Source organism: Flavobacterium flavigenum (genome assembly GCF_027111255.2).
In the GTDB taxonomy this organism is placed as follows: domain Bacteria; phylum Bacteroidota; class Bacteroidia; order Flavobacteriales; family Flavobacteriaceae; genus Flavobacterium; species Flavobacterium flavigenum.
In genome coordinates, this window is record NZ_CP114285.2 from 3,973,601 (window position 1) to 3,990,927 (window position 17,327).

Below are 17,327 nucleotides of genomic sequence, written 5' to 3' on the forward strand. Positions count from 1 at the left end.
AAATGGAAAAAGATAACATTGCAGTAGGTCTAGATATTGGAACAACCAAGATAGTTGCCATGATAGGCAAGAAAAATGAATATGGCAAATTAGAAATCCTGGGCATTGGTAAATCCAAAAGTCTGGGTGTTGCAAGAGGCGTTGTAAATAACATCACCCAAACTATTCAATCGATTCAGCAAGCTATTCTTGAAGCCGAAACTAATTCAGGTTACAAAATTAAAGATGTGGTTGTGGGCATTGCAGGACAGCACATCAGAAGTATTCAGCATACCGATTACATAAGCCGAAATAATCCGGAAGAAGTTATTGGCGAAAAAGATATTCAGCTTTTGATTGACCAGGTAAATAAACTGGCTATGTTGCCTGGAGAGGAAATTATTCATGTTTTGCCGCAGGAATTTAAAATCGATGGACAATCTGAAATAAAGGAACCAATAGGAATGTACGGCGGAAGACTGGAATCTAGTTTTCACGTTGTAGTGGGGCAGGCATCATCAATCCGAAATGTTGGCAGATGTATTCAAAGCTCAGGAATTGAATTATCAGGATTAACATTAGAACCGTTAGCTTCTGCTGATGCTGTTTTAAGCCAGGAAGAAAAAGAAGCTGGTGTTGCGCTTATCGATATCGGTGGGGGAACAACAGATTTAGCTATTTTTAAAGATGGAATCATTCGTCATACTGCTGTAATTCCTTTTGGAGGGAATGTAATTACAGAAGATATCAAGGAGGGATGTTCTATTATTGAAAAGCAGGCTGAGCTTTTAAAAATAAAATTCGGATCTGCCTGGCCGGGAGAAAATAAAGATAACGAAATTGTTTCTATTCCGGGATTAAGAGGAAGAGAACCAAAAGAGATTTCACTTAAAAATCTATCCAAAATTATTCACGCTCGTGTGGTAGAAATAATTGAACAGGTTTTCTCTGAAATTAAAGCTTATGGACATGAAGATCCACGTAAAAAATTAATCGCCGGAATTGTTCTTACTGGTGGCGGTGCGCAGTTAAAACACATTAAGCAATTAGTAGAATATATCACAGGTATGGATACCAGAATTGGATATCCAAACGAGCATTTAGCTGGTAACTCCAGCGAGGAAATTTCAAGTCCATTGTTTGCAACTGCAGTTGGGTTGGTAATGAACAGTATTGAAAATAGTACACAAAGTGCTGTCAGAATGGAAGTTGTAAATGAGCAGCCAAAAGTGGTTTACAGAAATGTTCCTCCAGTGACGCAACAGCGATACGAAGTTGAAGAAAACTACGTTGAAAGAATGGAAACGGTTGAACAATCAAGAGAAGTTAGAAGTAATGTTGCTGTTGAGGAATCTACAGAAACTAAAATAAGAAAATCGTTTTTTGACAGATATGTCGATAAAATCAAAGATTTTTTAGATAACGCAGAATAAAAAGAATAAGAGAAAAGGAATTACTATTGGCCCCAAGTCAAGAGTAAAAAATGTATTAAATAAGAATTTCAAAACCAAAAAGATGATGAGCAACTCAGAATTTGGAAGCATTTCATTTGATTTACCAAAAAACCAATCAAATGTCATCAAAGTAATAGGTGTAGGAGGGGGCGGAAGTAACGCAATTAATCACATGTTCCAGCAAGGAATAAAAGGTGTAGATTTTATCGTTTGTAATACTGATTCGCAAGCATTACAAAATAGTTCTGTTCCAAACAAAATTCAATTAGGGGTGAATTTGACAGAAGGTCTTGGAGCAGGAGCTAATCCTGATGTAGGGCAACAGTCTGCTATTGAAAGTATCGCTGATATCGAAAAAATGCTGGATCGTAATACCAAAATGGTATTTATTACCGCTGGTATGGGCGGCGGAACTGGTACAGGGGCTGCTCCGGTAATTGCGCAATTGGCAAAAGAGAGAGAAATTTTAACAGTTGGTATTGTAACAATTCCTTTTCAGTTTGAAGGGAAAGTGCGTCAGGAACAAGCACTTTTAGGAATCGAAAAGCTGCGTAAACAAGTAGACTCGTTAATTGTAATCAATAATAATAAATTAAGGGAAGTATACGGAAATCTTGGTTTTAAAGCCGGATTCTCGAAAGCTGATGAAGTATTGGCAACGGCCTCAAGAGGTATTGCAGAAGTAATTACGCATCACTATACTCAAAATATCGATTTACGTGATGCTAAAACTGTTTTGTCAAATAGTGGAACAGCTATCATGGGATCTTCTGTAGCTACTGGCGAAAACAGGGCTAAAGAAGCTATTGTTTCAGCATTGGATTCTCCATTATTAAATGACAACAAAATCACAGGAGCCAAAAACGTATTGTTGCTTATCGTTTCTGGATCAGACGAAATTACGCTGGATGAAATTGGAGAAATCAATGATCATATTCAGGCAGAAGCAGGTTATAATGCCAATATTATCATGGGAGTTGGTGAAGACGAATCTCTGGGTGAAGCTATTGCTGTAACTATTATCGCAACTGGTTTTGATGTTGAACAACAAAACGAGATTGTAAATACTGAGCCTAAAAAAATCATTCATACATTAGAAGATGAGCAAAGAAGTGTTCATAATCTAACAAACAGACCGCTTGCTTCTTTTGATTTAAATGCTGAAACACCTATTGCAAAACCAGAAGAGAAAGTTGTTTTTGATTTGATGGAAGATACAAATGCTCCGGTAATACCTACTCCAACAACTCCAGTTGCTGTTGCTCCAACTATGAATCAGGAAGAGTTAGTGGTAATGTCAGAGTTTATAAAAAATCTTGATGTAACTTTTGAAATTGTTTCGCCAATTACAGATATAGATTTTACAATTTCAACCCCGGAGGTAAAGACTTTTCAGGAAACACAAGCCCCGCAAAGAATTTTCGAGAAGCAGGAACAAACTACATTTTCATTTGATTTGCCTCTTTTCAGAGCTGAACCAGAAGTAAAGAAAGAGCCAGTTGTAGAGGATAATAAAATTTTATTCGAACTGACAAATGAAACCCGTAACATAAAAGTTAATGAACCAGTTTCTTTTGTGCCGGTTACAGAACTTTCCGAAAATGGGATTATAAAGTATTCCTTAGAAGAATATATGGAGGTGGAGAACGATTTAATCGCATCAAAACCGGTTGAAAAAGTGATAGAAGATGTAATTCCTGAAGAATTAAATATCACATTGAAACCAAAAACTGAATTTGCAAGCGAACCTGACTTTTCAGCAGTTTCAAATGTTTCTCCAATGGAATTGACAATTGAGGAAACGTTGCGTCTAAGAGCTGAGGAGAGAAGAAGAAAACTAAAGGAATTCAATTATAAATTTCATAACAATGTTTCCAGAATTGATGAACTTGAAAAAGAACCGGCATATAAAAGATTAGGAATCGATTTGTCGAATTCTCAATCAAATAATACCAATTCAAGAATTTCAGTTGGTACAGACAGTAATAATGATTTGCAGTTGCGTTCAAATAATTCGTTTTTGCACGACAACGTAGATTAGTTTTAAAAATCTAAATATTTGGATAGCCCGAAAATTGGATTTAATTTTCGGGTTATTTTTTTTATCTTCGCACAGAATTTAAAATTTGACTTTTTTAAATAGACATTCAGACGTCTGTTATTTTCACAAACAAAGTCAAAATAATCCAATTAATATAGCAATGATAAGCAGCTTGCTTATTTAAATAAAATATAAGATGAGTTTACAAGCACAAATCATGGATGAGATTAAAACCGCCATGAAAGCAAAAGATACGGTAGCTTTAGAAGCTTTAAGGGCAGTTAAGTCGGAATTATTATTGGCCTCAACATCATCAGGGTCTAAAGAAGAATTAACTGAGGATGAAGAGATAAAACTACTTCAGCGATTGGTAAAAACGCGTAAAGAAAGTGCCAGGATTTTTACTGAACAAAACCGTCCTGATTTAGCTGAACCTGAATTGGCTCAGGTTGCCGTAATTGAGAAGTTTTTGCCTGCTCAGTTAAGTGAAGAAGAAGTGGAAGCTGTGATAGCAAAAATTATTGCCGAAACAGGAGCTTCAGGAATTGCTTCAATGGGTAAAGTAATGGGATTAGCATCTGCTCAACTAGGTGGAACTGCTGAAGGCAAAACCATTTCTACGATTGTTAAAAAATTACTTTCGTAATAATAAAAATTATAAATATCTCAGATTCTTAATTTCAATCTCTAAAATGGATTTTGAATTTGATTATTTAATATTGATCGCGTAGTTCAACTGGATAGAATATCAGATTTCGGCTCTGAGGGTTGGGGGTTCGAACCCCTCCGCGATCACTTTGAAAGGACAAAGGAGAGAAATTTTTCTTCTTTGTCTTTTTTTTAGGAGCTGTTTCCAGCCATCCGCTATATCTTTCCCTGCCTAAAGAAGTCAGGCAAAGGATGCCACTTCTGTCTGGGCTACTGTGTTGGATCTTGATAAAGTATTATTCCTCAAAAACTTTCTCTGTATCAACCGGATTATTTTCCTGATATATTTTTTTCCCAATTATACCTTTGTCACCCAATGCACGTCCTTTAATTAGCCATGCAATACCAAAAGCAAAAAGAGAAAGAGATTCAAAAATCAAAGTTGAATAGGTATAAAGTTTCAGAATTTCTGAAACCGGTACCATAATTACAAATGCAATAATCGAATAACCACAGAATCTGTAAATGTTATTTTCGTTTAAAATACTTTTAGGACTTCGGGTTTCATTATGTTGCCCAACGGTAAAAACGTTGATAGCCAATAAAGCCATTATTAGGAATAATATAGCAGCACAACCATAATGAAGCCAGCCAAGATATTTTTCTTGGTATGGAATTAAAGTGTAAATTTTATTAGCAAAATCATTTGGGTTTGTCGGAAATAATGCCACACCCGCAGCCATAATTCCGGCAATATTAGTTAGTAAGTTATCGTTTTTCCAGATGGATGCATTTCCAGAGCCTCTGTAACAAATTAAAAATAATCCAACAGCAAATAAAGTTCCTGTAAAAATTTCTCTAAGATTTGTATAATAATAATGGCTTATTGAAGGCTGAAGTTGAGTTTTGAAAAAAGGAAAAAATGATAAGCTAATTAGAAATATCGGAAGACTTATTCCTAAATATCCAATAGTGCGTCTGATTCTTCTATAAGTAAAAAGATGATATTTTTCAACTTTAACACCGTCCTGATCAATTTTCATAATGCGGAATCATTAGGAAGTGATAAACTTTAAGAATTTTGTTTTCTTGTAAACAAATTTTCCACAACCCAGGCCGGGCCAATTAGTAAAAACTGAAGGTCTTTTAAGAAAGAAGGTTTTTTTCCTTCAATATTATGTCCGTAAAATTGACCAATCCAGGCAATTATAAAAACGCCAATTGAAAATATCCACAAAGGAACGAATTGTGAGACGTAATGATTTACAATCAGGCAAATAGCTGAAAAAACGGCAATTTTTAAAGCCATAGCAACAGACAGCCGAATATAGAAAACCAGTACAAAAAGTAATACTGCTACAGCCCAGTTTTCGATTATTGGCGTTTTGAGTCGTAAAGTATTAGCAATTAAATTGCTTGGGATACTCATGAGTAAACCTACGATAGAAAAGTAGATGGCCGGTACACACACATAATGTATGGCTTTATTTTTGGGATTCTGATGACTAACAGCGTATTCTTCAAACCATTGTTCTAATGTTTTCATTTTTTGAGGTTTAGGAATTCTATCAAATCTATTAAATATTTTTGAGTTAGCCACAAATTTTGTACTGATTCTATTTTTTCAAATTTGTGAATATCTATTTTGTAAAAAAGTGAGTTTTATTTCTGCTAAAATCTATCTTTGGCATCCTTAAAAAAATAAATATGAGTGCAATTTGGTATGAATGCAAGGTAAAATATAGAAAAACTGATGATATTGGATCGCAAAAGGTCACAACAGAACCTTATTTAGTGGATGCAATATCTTATACGGAAGCTGAAAGCAGAATCAATGAAGAAATGAAAGCTTATGTGAGCGAAGAATTTAAAATCACAAACATAAAAGTCGCAAATTATGCAGAAATTCATCCGTTCGAAAATGCAGACCGTTGGTTTAAATCAAAAGTTTCTTTAATAGCTTTTGATGAAGAGAGCGGAAAAGAACGCAAAACCAACATGTATATACTGGTACAGGCTAATGATGTAAAAGAAGCTTATGATAATACTGTTGCGGTTATGAAAAATACTATGGGAGATTATACTATTCCCGCAATTTCAGAGTCACCAATTATGGATGTTTTCCCTTATTTCAGTGGAGAAGAGGAAGATTTAGAACTATTAGAAAGATTCAATACGCTCAAGGCCTCAAAACCCGAATTAGTAGCTGCGGGAGAATCACAAGAAGATTATTTTGAAACTGAGAATGAATAAATCATGATAATTAAAAAAGGAAGAAAACAAAGCAGTTTTCTTCCTTTTTTAATTAGTAAGCACAGATTAGAATATTTTGCTGACCAGTTAAAATGACCTCAATAGCCAGATTGTATCCATTTTTGTAAAATCAGAAAAAAGATAGCAACGATAAGAAATACAATCCAAATTCCAAGTAGCATTTTTTTGGTCATTTTTAATTTTTTCTTTAATTGAGATTATTTTATAATTCAGTTTTATCATTTATTTTAACTGTTTTCGCGTTTATTTTAGCTTAAAAGCACATTAAAAAATAAGTATTATTGGTTAAAACAGTTTTTTATGTAAAATTTTATATTTTTTTAACTGTTCAATATTACAAAATTAAATCGATTAAGTGTAAAATAAATCGGTAAAAAACGTATTATTTCTTATTTGACAATATAAAGAATGCTTTGGTGTCTATAATTTGATTTCTGTAGTCTATTTTTATAATATCATTAATTTATTTGAAAAGGGGAAATAATAATGATTAATGTGTAAATTACTTACAGGGAGATGAGGATTTACTTTTGGTTATAATTAAAAGCATTGTCCCATAATTCGTCAATTTTGATAAGTGCATCTTCAAGGGCAATGACTTTCCACTTACCATTAGTTTCAATTCCAAGTCCAATGTTTTTTAATTTTAGTAAGGCTTCTTTTGTGTTAAAATCAAGATTCGTATTTAATTTATTTTTAAACCAGGTCTCTATTTGATCATCAATTTCTTTGGCGGTTAACGGATTTTTACTTCTGTGTAAAAAAGAATATGCCAAAATAGTTTCTTTGAGTACTTCTTCTTCGGATGAATTTAAAAGTGAATAAAATGCACCGCTATTATTTCCAATATTTTTAAAATACAGGCTGTCAGAAAGCATTTTAGAGTACCTGATTTTCTTATTCACAAAATTATTATATTGGCGAAAACAATATGCAGATAAAATTCCCAATGCAATTAATCCCTGATTTAGAGAGGTTTTACTATTTAATAAATCAATAGCTTCTCCTGTTCTGTAAGCTTCGTACATATTAATCAAGGCAGGGATCACTTTTGCACTTAGTAATGAAATTCCACCAAATATTCCAGGCACCCAAAGTAAAAGTTTGTCTGTAGTAGACATTTTTGGAATGGCATTTGGGAAAATCGTTTCAAGATCATTTTTAGGAACGCGCTTAAAAATTTTCAGAACAATTGATCCGGGATCAACAGGCATTTTTCCCAGCTTTACTTTTTTTGTAGTAAGATAATCAGCATCGTTATAATTTAGGTAAATCATGACGCGCTCATAGTATTCGATCTCAATTTCTTTTTTCCAGAAAATATATTTTTTTACTTTTTCTTTGATTTTATGTTGCCCGCGAACATAAAGTTCATAGTCTTTGAAGGCATTAAGATCTATTGAAAGTTTTAAGCCAATTAAATCAGATTCCTTAAATGCTTTATCTAAGGTTTCTTGCCCGACACGCCTGTAGTTGCCGTTTTTTAAAACTTTTAGAAGTGTCTCCTTAAAAATTAAATAGTTGCTTTTTCCAATATATATTTCACGTTCTTTCTCACTTAAATCAGGATCGAATAAGCCATAGTTTTGTTTTAGGTTCCGATTAAGGTTAAAAGTTTCATAATGATAATAGTGTTCGATGATGTCGAATAACTTTTTAAAATCTTCTACTTTTTTCTGATCTTCTGCAAAAGCAGCTATTTGTTGATCGAGTAAAAATTCCTTATTGAAAGGAATGTAATTTTCTCGTCTCATAAGAGTATTGGGCTTTAATTTTTTCAGGGTATTTTAAACACAAAAATACCACCCTAAATTTGATTTTTGAGTGGTATTTGTATAAAGTTTATTTTATGATTTTAATATTCTAAAACGTCCCGGATACTTATCCCATAAGCTTTTTTTATTGCCGTAATAGTCCATAAAATCTTCACAGACGAAAACGGCATGTGCATTTGACCACGCCACAACTCCGCAAAATTCACCTCCTGTAAGACGTTTTAGTTCCTGAACCTGCTTGCCTTTTTGAAATCCTAAATATTTATAAATAGTTGGAGTGTGTATTTCACCCGCTTCTAAATCTTCGAGAGCCTTATCAAAAGTCTTTTCTTTATCTAAAATTTGCTTGTATTTTGCCATTACCGCATAAGCCAATACCGCATAATCGGTTATTTTTTTACTGTCTTCATTCGGTTTAATAAATACAAATCCGGCAGAAAATTCGGCTTTATTTAATTCATCTGTTTTTAATTGAAACGTGGCATTATTTTTTAAAGTTATTTGATATAAATTATCATTTAATTTTTCAGTAATGAAAAGATTGTCCAATCCATAAATATTTAGTGAAGCTTTGATAAGAGCAATTGAAGAGCAGTTGGGACGTTCTCCCTGCTTGAAACTTTCAAATATTTTATCAGAACTGAGTTGAGCGTGAGAATTTGAACAGAAAAATATTAAAAATAAAAATGTCGAAATAATAGATCGCATTAGGATTAGGTATTATAATTTGTTTTTTAAAAAGATTGGAAAATGTGGCTTTGCAAAGCTATAAAAATCAGCTCACAATTGATGCTTTTAATAATTAATTTTCAGTACCACAGTTATTGCGAAATATTGCATAATGATTTAACAGGATTCTGTATACAGGGCAGAAAGATAGATCGTTACGGTATTTTTTCTGTTTAGGTAGGATTGCAAATAGCTATAGCGAATTCTGGATTTGTTAATAGAAGCCAATGCAAAAGAGGTCGTTGCCGGAGAGTAATCTATTACAATAGTTAAGTATGATAATGGAATAAGAGAGTCTATTCACATTATTTTTTATTATTGATTAAGAAGTAATTTAGATAAGAGTTAAATAAAAAATGAGATTCAAATCTTTTTACAGATTCAAATCTCACTAATTATTCCAAAAAAAGTTCTTCATTTACAATTCCTTGCGGATTAACTAAAAATGATGGTTAAAATTATTCTTTGCAAGGATATAACTATTTTTGATTCTGGCTATACGTATAAATACCTGTTTTTTGTTTAGAATGTATATTTTTTAAATTTATTTATGATTAATCTTCCCATTTTTTAGTATCGCTTTTATTGATTCCCCAACGTATTCCTAAAAGTGAAACTAGGTCTTTTGATGAATCTGAAGTGAAATTTTTACCAAATCCTCCTGTTATATAATAATTTGCGTTGATTTTGTATTGTATTAATCCCACAGACCGATAATCTTTGCCATTTCCATTTCTTCTTATATACTCATAGCCAAATGAAAAAGAATTGATATCAATTTGTATTTTACTTCCATAATCAAAATATTCAAACTGATCTGAAAAGTTTTTAGTGTCTTCATTATAAACAGAACTATCTTTTATATATCTGATAAAGCCATAAATATTAAGATAAGATTTATCAATTTTAGGAGACCAGGTTACAGTACTCCACACTCCAGTTCTGTCTTTTTGATTGCTATTGTGATTATTACCATCATATAAAGTGCTATATGCCGCAGCGAGATCAAGAGTCAATAGAGGTCTTTTTAAAAGCTCTGCAAAATCGCTTGCTTCAACAGTTGGCAATGATTCCAGTATTTTAGCATACTGTTCATTATATTCTATAAGGTTAGTGACTTTATTTAGATTAGGGAAATCTCTTGCCATAATCAGGTCAGCTTTAGTAATCATTTCGTCCGTAGTGTTTCTAATAGCTTCGTAAGCTTTTTGCATATCTTCTTTCTTTTTGCGAAAAAGTGTAAATACATTTACGCTAAATCCTGCTCCTATATTAGTAGTGCTGTCAGTTCGATGGACTACTGCTGAAATATTAGGCCTTAAAAGTTTATCACTTGTAAATTGTTTAAAATCATCCACAGTTTTACCAATTCCATAATATTCAAGACCATTTAGTTTTCCTTTATTTAAGCTGAAATCAAAAGATAAATTCGATAGATTTTCAGTGTTTATATTAAAATCTTTGTAGTCAGGATTTGAAGTAACGATTGCTGCTGAATTATCCAGTAATGCTAAAGCTGTTGAATTAAGAATTTGCACTTCTTTTAAATCAACAGAATTTGCAGAATTTTGCGCCACGCTAATCTGTATCAGCAGTAAAAATAAGTAAGTAGTTAATTTTTTCATATCAAATCAATTAGTGCGACAAAATAAATCAGTTCTTTACTTTTAATATCTACCGGTCCTAAATCATAAGTTGAAAATTCCTCACTTGTACCATTGCAATCCTGTATTTTATAATTAAAAATTAATTTTTTTGCGTTTGCAATAATCTGTACTTTTGATGAAGCATTTAATGATTTATAACTAATATAAGTTTCAAAATAGAGTAGTCCTTTGTTGTGTGTAAATGATTGGGTTAGAGGAATTGAAGCATCCGTTAAATGCATTGGAGTAACAAACATCGGCTTTTGAACATTCACTCCATTTTGAAGATCTAAAAAAACTCTTGTGTACAATGGGATAAACCCCAGATTGTTTGATAGTTCAAAACTAAGTTTAATTTCGTCACAATTGGATGTGTTGTAAACTTTACTCATAATTAATTATTTTTAAGTTGCTATTTAGTCTTAACATTTATCTGGTAATATTACTACATTTTAAGAAAAATAACATGAGTATTTATACTGCATTTTATTACAAAAAGTCACGATTATTATAGTTTAAGTAATCAGGTTTGCTATAGATATGGAAATTACATAATCAGTTTAAATAAACTTTGCAAAATATATTGAAGAGCTTATGATTAAATTTGAGTAAAATTTTCAAACCTTAATTAAAATATAAACAGAACAATTTATTTATATATGAAAACTACAGAAACATCGAAACTTCAGAATTTCATTAGAATATTCCTCGGATTATTTATGATAACAGCCGCAATAGGTCATTTTACTTTTCAAAGAGATGATTTTCAGGCACAGGTTCCCAATTGGATTCCTCTTGATAAAGATTTGGTGGTAATACTTTCTGGGTTAGTAGAGATACTATTAGGCTTGGCGATGCTGTTTTTAACGAAGTATAAAGCTAAGGTCGGAATTGCACTTGCCTTATTTTACATTTTAATTTTCCCTGGAAATATTGCACAATATGTAAACGGCACTCCTGCTTTTGGTCTTGATACTGATCAGGCTCGCTTGATCCGGTTATTTTTTCAGCCTGTTTTGATTTTTTTAGCGTTATGGTCTACCGGAGCCTTATTCGGGAATAAAAAGGTATAATTAAAGTTTTAAGTTGAATAATTATAATTTTTAGATTTAAAAAGACCAGTTCTCTTAAGGCATTATTTTCTACATTTGTGCCTTATGAAAAAAGCTTTCCAATTCTTCGATTTTACCCAAAAGGTTAATTATAAAAATGAAATTTTAGCTGGTTTAACGGTTGCTATGACGATGATTCCAGAATCGTTGTCATTTGCTATTTTGGCAGGATTTCCACCTTTGGTAGGTTTGTATGCAGCTTTTATAGCTGGTTTGGTTACGGCAATTTTTGGCGGAAGACCCGGAATGATTTCGGGTGGGGCCGGAGCAACCGTAATCGTTTTGATTGCTCTTATGAAATCGCACGGAATAGAATATGTTTTTGCTGCCGTTGCTCTTGGAGGGGTAGTACAGATTTGTATTGGGCTTTTTAAACTCGGAAAATTTATCAGGCTGGTTCCGCAGCCTGTTATGTTTGGTTTTGTAAACGGATTGGCAGTTGTAATTTTCATGTCGCAATTGGAGCAGTTTAAAACAATGGTTAATGGTCAGGTCTCATGGCTTCAGGGAACTCCTTTGTATATAATGCTTGGTTTAGTTGCTTTGACAATCGCAATTGTTCTTATTTTTCCGAAGATTACTAAAACAGTTCCGGCATCTTTGGTTGCTATCATGGTAGTTTTCGCATTGGTAATTGTTTTTAATATTGAAACTAAGACTGTAGCAGATATTGCTTCGGTTGAGGGCGGATTTCCTCCATTTCATATTCCGAATATTCCATTTTCTTTTGAGACTTTAAAAGTTATATTTCCATATTCAGTAATTGTGGCGGCAGTAGGTTTAACTGAAGGTTTGCTGACACTGAATTTGGTGGATGAAATTACCGGAACAAGAGGAAACAGTAATCGCGAATGTATTGCTCAGGGAAGTTCAAATATTCTTAATGGTTTTTTCTACGGAATGGGAGGCTGTCCAATGATTGCACAGACTTTGGTAAATCTTGGCGCAGGTTCAAGAGCAAGACTTTCAGGAATTATTGGTGCTTTAACGATTTTAATAATCATACTTTTTGGTGCGCCTGTAATCGGGAAATTACCAATGGCGGCCTTAGTTGGCGTAATGATGATGGTGGCAATTACTACTTTTGAATGGGCAAGTTTCAAGATTATCAATAAAATGCCAAAACACGATATTTTCGTTGGAATTTTAGTAGCATTAATAACTATTGTATTGCATAATCTGGCTTTGGCTGTATTGATTGGTGTGATTATTTCGGCTTTGGTTTTTGCATGGGAAAGCGCTAAAAGAATTCGTGCCAAACATTTTATAGATGAAAACGGAATCAAAAATTACGAAATTTATGGACCTTTATTTTTTGGTTCAACAGCAGCTTTTCTGGAGAAATTCGATATTTTGAACGATCCGGATCATATTATTATAGATTTTAAAGAAAGCCGAGTTTCAGATATGTCAGCAATTGAAGCTTTAAATAATCTGACTAAAAAATACAATCAGCTAAATAAAGTTGTCGAATTAAAGCATTTAAGCGAAGATTGTCGTCAATTGCTGAAAAATGCGGATGCGGTTATTAATGTAAATATAGTTGAAGATCCCACTTATAAAGTGGTTTCTTGATAATTATAGAATGGGGTAATTTGCCAATTAAATAATTCAACAACCCGATAAGTTGCCACATTTTATAATTGTCACATTTTCAAATGATCTAATTGTATAAAGATTGATTTTTGTAACTTTGCAAAATGAAGTTGACAGAAACCTTAGAAGATTTTTACACAATCAAAGTAAACGGAATGCCCGAGAATCTTAAAAAAGAAATCGGACATTTTAATGTTTTTAAATTAGATGACTTTGTTGGAAGTATCTGCAAACCATTTCCATATACTAGAAAAGACTTTTATAAAATAAGTTTGATTATTGGAAAGAACAAAGTTCACTATGCTGATAAAGTAGTTGAAATTGAAGATCAGGCTTTGTTTTTTGCCAATCCGCAGATTCCCTATAATTGGGAACAGATTGATGAAAATCAAACTGGATTCTTCTGCATTTTTACCGATGCTTTTTTTAGCCAATACGGAAATTTAAAAGAATATCCATTATTCCAGCCAGGTGGAAATCCGATTGTTCCCATTTCAATGGAATTAGCCGAATCTCTAAAATTGGTTTACTTAAGAATGTTTGATGAAATCAATTCTGATTACGCTTTTAAATATGATATGCTTCGAAATCTGGTTTTCGAAATTATTCACCTTGCGCTTAAAACACAAACGGTAACTACTTCATTGTATAGTAAATCAAATGCGACAATTCGTATTTCTTCCTTGTTTTTAGAATTGTTAGAACGCCAGTTTCCGATAGAATCGATCACACAGCAGATTAATTTCCGCGCACCTTCAGAATATGCGAGTCAGTTAAATGTACATGTTAATCATCTCAATAAAGCTTTAAAAGAAACTACAGGAAAAACGACTTCGCAGATTATTTCCGAAAGAATTGTTCAGGAAGCGATGATTCTTTTAAAACAAACCAATTGGAATATTAATGAAATTGCCTGGTGTTTAGGATTCGAAGAATTGTCTCATTTTATCAATTTCTTCAAAAAAAATGTTCAGGTTTCGCCTAAAAATTATCGTTTAGCTGAAATTGTTTGATTTTTGCAACTTCTTACTTGATTGCTTTAATTTTTGAGAAGCACTTCGCTAATACCTTTGTCCTGTAATTATAAACGTAAAATTTAAAATCATGGGAAATAATGAAGTTTGGTTTGTCACAGGTGCTTCAAAAGGACTTGGATTAGAATTAGTTAAAAAGCTTTTAGCAGAAGGTTTTAAAGTAGCCGCAACTTCAAGAAGTGAATCTTCATTAATAAAAGAATTAGGGAATACATCTGAAAATTTCCTTCCTCTTGAAATGGATTTAGTAGATGAAAAAAGCGTGAAAAATGCTATAGACAAAACCGTAAATCATTTTAAAACAATTGATGTATTGGTAAATAATGCTGGTTACGGATTGTTAGGAGCTTTAGAAGAATTAACCGATGCTGAGGCCAGAAAAAATTACGAAGTAAATGTTTTCGGGTTATTAAACGTAATCAGACACACAGCACCAATTCTTCGTGCCAATCAATCAGGACATATTTTTAATATTTCTTCAATTGGAGGATATTACGGAGAATTTCCGGGGTGGGGAATTTACTGTTCTACAAAGTTTGCAGTTGCTGGTTTAACAGAATCTTTAGCAGCAGAAATAAAACCGTTTGGGGTTCATGCTACAATCGTTTATCCAGGTTATTTTAGAACCGATTTCTTAAAAGACAGTTCTTTATTACTGCCAGAAAACCCAATTGAGGAATATAAAGAAGTTAGACAATCTGAAAACGTACACAAAGAAGGAATCAACGGAAATCAGCCGGGAGATCCTGTAAAATTAGCGGAAGCTTTAATTAAAGTTAGTCAAGATGAAAATCCACCATTGCATTTATTTTTAGGTGAAGATGCTTTTAATATGGCAAACCAAAAAATAGTAAGTGTTCAGGGTGAATTAAGCCAATGGAAAACAGTTTCAGTTTCAACAGGATTTTAAATTATCATGATGGTGAAATTATAATATAAGTTTGAAGTAAAAAAAGACGCCAGATAGAAATTTCTATCTGGCGTTTTAACTCATAAAGAAGGTAAGAATAATTACATCATTCCCGGCATTCCGCCTCCCATTGGCATTCCGCCTCCGGCATTTTCTTCTTTAATATCAATTAATGCGCACTCTGTAGTTAAGATCATTCCAGAAACAGATGCAGCATTTTCTAATGCAACACGAGTTACTTTCTTAGGATCGATAATTCCGGCAGCTAACATATCTACATATTCGTCAGTTTTTGCGTTGTATCCAAAATCACCAGAACCTTCAGAAACTTTAGCTACAACAACAGAGCCTTCAAGACCTGCGTTTTCAACGATAGTTCTTAATGGAGATTCAACTGCGCGGGAAACGATTTGGATTCCTGTTGCTTCATCAGCGTTGTCAGCTTTTAATTCAGCCAAAGCAGCTTTAGCTCTTAATAATGCAACACCACCTCCGGCAACGATTCCTTCTTCAACAGCTGCACGAGTTGCGTGTAATGCATCATCAACTCTGTCTTTTTTCTCTTTCATTTCAACTTCAGAAGCTGCACCAACATAAAGAACTGCAACACCTCCGGCTAATTTAGCCAAACGCTCCTGTAATTTTTCTTTATCGTAATCAGATGTAGTCGTTTCCATCTGACCTTTAATTTGGTTCACGCGATTTTTGATAATATCAGCTTCACCTGCACCGCTTACAATTGTAGTATTGTCTTTATCGATAGAAACCTTTTTTGCAGTTCCTAACATTTCGATAGTTGTGTTTTCTAAAGTATAACCTCTTTCTTCAGAAATTACAGTTCCGCCAGTTAAGATTGCGATATCTTCTAACATTGCTTTTCTTCTGTCTCCAAAGCCTGGAGCTTTAACAGCAGCAATTTTAAGAGCTCCTCTTAATTTGTTTACTACTAAAGTAGAAAGCGCTTCGCCATCAACATCTTCAGCAATAATCAATAATGGTTTTCCTGATTGAGCAACTGGTTCTAAAACAGGTAGTAATTCTTTTAAAGAAGATACTTTTTTGTCGTATAATAAGATGTATGGAGAGTCTAATTCAACTTCCATTTTTTCCGGGTTTGTAACAAAGTAAGGAGAAAGATATCCTCTGTCAAACTGCATTCCTTCAACAACATCAACAAAAGTATCAGTTCCTTTAGCTTCTTCAACAGTAATAACACCTTCTTTTCCAACTTTAGCGAAAGCTGTAGCGATTAATTCACCAATAACTTCATCATTGTTTGCAGAGATAGCAGCAATTTGTTTGATTTTATCAGAATCACTTCCAACCACTTTAGCTTGTTTTGCTAAGTCAGCTACGATAGATTCGACAGCTTTATCTATACCACGTTTCAAATCCATTGGGTTTGCACCAGCAGCAACGTTTTTCAAACCTTCTTTTACGATAGCCTGAGCTAAAACAGTAGCAGTTGTCGTTCCGTCACCAGCTAAATCATTAGTTTTAGAAGCCACTTCTTTCACCATTTGTGCCCCCATGTTTTCTAGTGGGTCTTTTAATTCAATTTCTTTAGCAACAGAAACACCGTCTTTAGTAACATTTGGGCCACCAAATGATTTTCCGATAATTACGTTACGACCTTTTGGTCCCAGAGTCACTTTTACAGCGTTTGCTAATGCATCAACACCGCGTTTTAAACCGTCACGTGCTTCAATATCAAATTTTATATCTTTTGCCATTTTAATTTTTTGTTTAAAGTTTTAATTTGTTTAAAGTTACTTTAGTCTTAATTTTTAATACCGAGTACTTAATCTTATTTTTTTAGATGATTGCTAAAATATCATCCTCACGCATCATCAAATAATCAGTTCCTTCCAGTTTTAATTCTGTTCCGGCATATTTACCATAAAGAACAGTGTCACCAACTTTAACGGTCATAGTGTGATCTTTAGATCCGTTTCCAACTGCAACTACAGTTCCTTTTTGTGGTTTTTCTTTCGCAGTATCCGGAATAAAGATTCCTGATGCAGTTTTAGTTTCTGCAGCTACTGGCTCGATAAGTACGCGATCTGAAAGCGGTTTAATGTTTAAGGCCATGATTTTATATTATTATAGTTATACGTTTTTTAATGTTC

Annotated in this window: 16 protein-coding genes and 1 tRNA gene; 9 read left to right on the top strand and 8 right to left on the bottom strand. The window is 33.2% G+C overall.

What is annotated here, in order from left to right:
• Positions 1–2: 2 nt before the first annotated feature.
• The 4 genes from ftsA (at position 3) to OZP09_RS16580 (ending at position 4,269) form a co-directional block, all read left to right on the top strand.
• Entirely contained in the window at positions 3–1,412 is a 1,410-nt protein-coding gene (ftsA, locus tag OZP09_RS16565; protein WP_281309679.1) for a cell division protein FtsA, read from the top strand.
• A gap of 82 nt (positions 1,413–1,494) precedes the next feature.
• Complete coding sequence (ftsZ, locus tag OZP09_RS16570) at positions 1,495–3,474, top strand: cell division protein FtsZ (RefSeq protein WP_281309680.1); 1,980 nt, start codon at positions 1,495–1,497, stop codon at positions 3,472–3,474.
• Positions 3,475–3,670: 196 nt separating this feature from the next.
• Complete coding sequence (locus OZP09_RS16575) at positions 3,671–4,120, top strand: GatB/YqeY domain-containing protein (protein WP_163392751.1); 450 nt, start codon at positions 3,671–3,673, stop codon at positions 4,118–4,120.
• A 75-nt stretch (positions 4,121–4,195) separates the two neighbouring features.
• Positions 4,196–4,269, top strand: a tRNA-Arg gene (locus OZP09_RS16580).
• A gap of 149 nt (positions 4,270–4,418) precedes the next feature.
• Here OZP09_RS16580 and OZP09_RS16585 read toward each other — a convergent pair.
• Complete coding sequence (locus OZP09_RS16585) at positions 4,419–5,165, bottom strand: hypothetical protein (protein ID WP_269234805.1); 747 nt, start codon at positions 5,163–5,165, stop codon at positions 4,419–4,421.
• A 29-nt stretch (positions 5,166–5,194) separates the two neighbouring features.
• On the bottom strand, positions 5,195–5,668 hold the full coding sequence (locus tag OZP09_RS16590) for an Mpo1 family 2-hydroxy fatty acid dioxygenase (RefSeq protein WP_281309681.1): 474 nt from the start codon (positions 5,666–5,668) through the stop codon (positions 5,195–5,197).
• Positions 5,669–5,829: 161 nt separating this feature from the next.
• Here OZP09_RS16590 and OZP09_RS16595 point away from each other — a divergent pair, with 161 nt between their 5' ends.
• On the top strand, positions 5,830–6,375 hold the full coding sequence (locus OZP09_RS16595; protein WP_269234807.1) for a DUF4494 domain-containing protein: 546 nt from the start codon (positions 5,830–5,832) through the stop codon (positions 6,373–6,375).
• A gap of 545 nt (positions 6,376–6,920) precedes the next feature.
• On the opposite strand, the gene OZP09_RS16600 is transcribed toward OZP09_RS16595, so the two are convergent.
• The 4 genes from OZP09_RS16600 to OZP09_RS16615 form a co-directional block, all read right to left on the bottom strand.
• A complete protein-coding gene (locus OZP09_RS16600) occupies positions 6,921–8,150 on the bottom strand; it encodes a TMEM143 family protein (RefSeq protein WP_269234808.1) in 1,230 nt (409 codons plus the stop codon).
• Positions 8,151–8,243: 93 nt separating this feature from the next.
• Positions 8,244–8,879 (bottom strand): hypothetical protein, encoded by a 636-nt coding sequence (locus OZP09_RS16605; protein WP_281309682.1) that lies wholly within the window; start codon positions 8,877–8,879, stop codon positions 8,244–8,246.
• Positions 8,880–9,454: 575 nt separating this feature from the next.
• Complete coding sequence (locus tag OZP09_RS16610; protein WP_269234810.1) at positions 9,455–10,525, bottom strand: hypothetical protein; 1,071 nt, start codon at positions 10,523–10,525, stop codon at positions 9,455–9,457.
• On the bottom strand, positions 10,522–10,938 hold the full coding sequence (locus OZP09_RS16615) for a hypothetical protein (RefSeq protein ID WP_269234811.1): 417 nt from the start codon (positions 10,936–10,938) through the stop codon (positions 10,522–10,524). Before OZP09_RS16615 ends, OZP09_RS16610 begins: the two co-directional genes overlap by 4 nt.
• A 267-nt stretch (positions 10,939–11,205) precedes the next feature.
• Here OZP09_RS16615 and OZP09_RS16620 point away from each other — a divergent pair, with 267 nt between their 5' ends.
• The 4 genes from OZP09_RS16620 to OZP09_RS16635 all read left to right on the top strand — a co-directional run bounded on the left by OZP09_RS16620 (position 11,206) and on the right by OZP09_RS16635 (position 15,198).
• Positions 11,206–11,619, top strand: a complete 414-nt coding sequence (locus OZP09_RS16620) for a DoxX family protein (protein ID WP_269234812.1) — start codon at positions 11,206–11,208, stop codon at positions 11,617–11,619.
• Positions 11,620–11,703: 84 nt separating this feature from the next.
• The gene (locus tag OZP09_RS16625) at positions 11,704–13,233 is read left to right on the top strand and encodes a SulP family inorganic anion transporter (protein WP_269234813.1); all 1,530 of its coding nucleotides are present in this window, start codon (positions 11,704–11,706) and stop codon (positions 13,231–13,233) included.
• A gap of 125 nt (positions 13,234–13,358) precedes the next feature.
• Positions 13,359–14,267 carry a helix-turn-helix domain-containing protein gene (locus OZP09_RS16630; protein ID WP_269234814.1) on the top strand — a complete coding sequence of 303 codons (909 nt, stop codon included), beginning with the start codon at positions 13,359–13,361 and terminating at the stop codon, positions 14,265–14,267.
• A 91-nt stretch (positions 14,268–14,358) separates the two neighbouring features.
• Positions 14,359–15,198: an SDR family NAD(P)-dependent oxidoreductase gene (locus tag OZP09_RS16635; RefSeq protein WP_281309683.1), complete on the top strand. Its 840-nt coding sequence runs from the start codon at positions 14,359–14,361 to the stop codon at positions 15,196–15,198.
• 101 nt (positions 15,199–15,299) lie between these two features.
• Here OZP09_RS16635 and groL read toward each other — a convergent pair whose 3' ends face one another.
• Together groL and OZP09_RS16645 are read right to left on the bottom strand one after the other, a co-directional pair.
• On the bottom strand, positions 15,300–16,931 hold the full coding sequence (gene groL, locus OZP09_RS16640) for a chaperonin GroEL (RefSeq protein ID WP_269234815.1): 1,632 nt from the start codon (positions 16,929–16,931) through the stop codon (positions 15,300–15,302).
• Between the two features lie 82 nt (positions 16,932–17,013).
• Positions 17,014–17,289: a co-chaperone GroES gene (locus OZP09_RS16645; protein WP_223678869.1), complete on the bottom strand. Its 276-nt coding sequence runs from the start codon at positions 17,287–17,289 to the stop codon at positions 17,014–17,016.
• Between the last annotated feature and the right edge of the window lie 38 nt (positions 17,290–17,327).

Bases quoted from the DNA above. Each gene is read 5' to 3' on its own strand.
- OZP09_RS16610 (WP_269234810.1), bottom strand. From the start codon at position 10,525: ATGAAAAAATTAACTACTTACTTATTTTTACTGCTGATACAGATTAGC.
- OZP09_RS16630 (WP_269234814.1), top strand. From the start codon at position 13,359: ATGAAGTTGACAGAAACCTTAGAAGATTTTTACACAATCAAAGTAAAC.
- ftsA (WP_281309679.1), top strand. From the start codon at position 3: ATGGAAAAAGATAACATTGCAGTAGGTCTAGATATTGGAACAACCAAG.
- OZP09_RS16620 (WP_269234812.1), top strand. From the start codon at position 11,206: ATGAAAACTACAGAAACATCGAAACTTCAGAATTTCATTAGAATATTC.
- OZP09_RS16585 (WP_269234805.1), bottom strand. From the start codon at position 5,165: ATGAAAATTGATCAGGACGGTGTTAAAGTTGAAAAATATCATCTTTTT.
- OZP09_RS16595 (WP_269234807.1), top strand. From the start codon at position 5,830: ATGAGTGCAATTTGGTATGAATGCAAGGTAAAATATAGAAAAACTGAT.
- OZP09_RS16645 (WP_223678869.1), bottom strand. From the start codon at position 17,289: ATGGCCTTAAACATTAAACCGCTTTCAGATCGCGTACTTATCGAGCCA.
- OZP09_RS16600 (WP_269234808.1), bottom strand. From the start codon at position 8,150: ATGAGACGAGAAAATTACATTCCTTTCAATAAGGAATTTTTACTCGAT.
- OZP09_RS16615 (WP_269234811.1), bottom strand. From the start codon at position 10,938: ATGAGTAAAGTTTACAACACATCCAATTGTGACGAAATTAAACTTAGT.
- OZP09_RS16575 (WP_163392751.1), top strand. From the start codon at position 3,671: ATGAGTTTACAAGCACAAATCATGGATGAGATTAAAACCGCCATGAAA.
- OZP09_RS16635 (WP_281309683.1), top strand. From the start codon at position 14,359: ATGGGAAATAATGAAGTTTGGTTTGTCACAGGTGCTTCAAAAGGACTT.
- groL (WP_269234815.1), bottom strand. From the start codon at position 16,931: ATGGCAAAAGATATAAAATTTGATATTGAAGCACGTGACGGTTTAAAA.
- OZP09_RS16590 (WP_281309681.1), bottom strand. From the start codon at position 5,668: ATGAAAACATTAGAACAATGGTTTGAAGAATACGCTGTTAGTCATCAG.
- OZP09_RS16605 (WP_281309682.1), bottom strand. From the start codon at position 8,879: ATGCGATCTATTATTTCGACATTTTTATTTTTAATATTTTTCTGTTCA.
- OZP09_RS16625 (WP_269234813.1), top strand. From the start codon at position 11,704: ATGAAAAAAGCTTTCCAATTCTTCGATTTTACCCAAAAGGTTAATTAT.
- ftsZ (WP_281309680.1), top strand. From the start codon at position 1,495: ATGATGAGCAACTCAGAATTTGGAAGCATTTCATTTGATTTACCAAAA.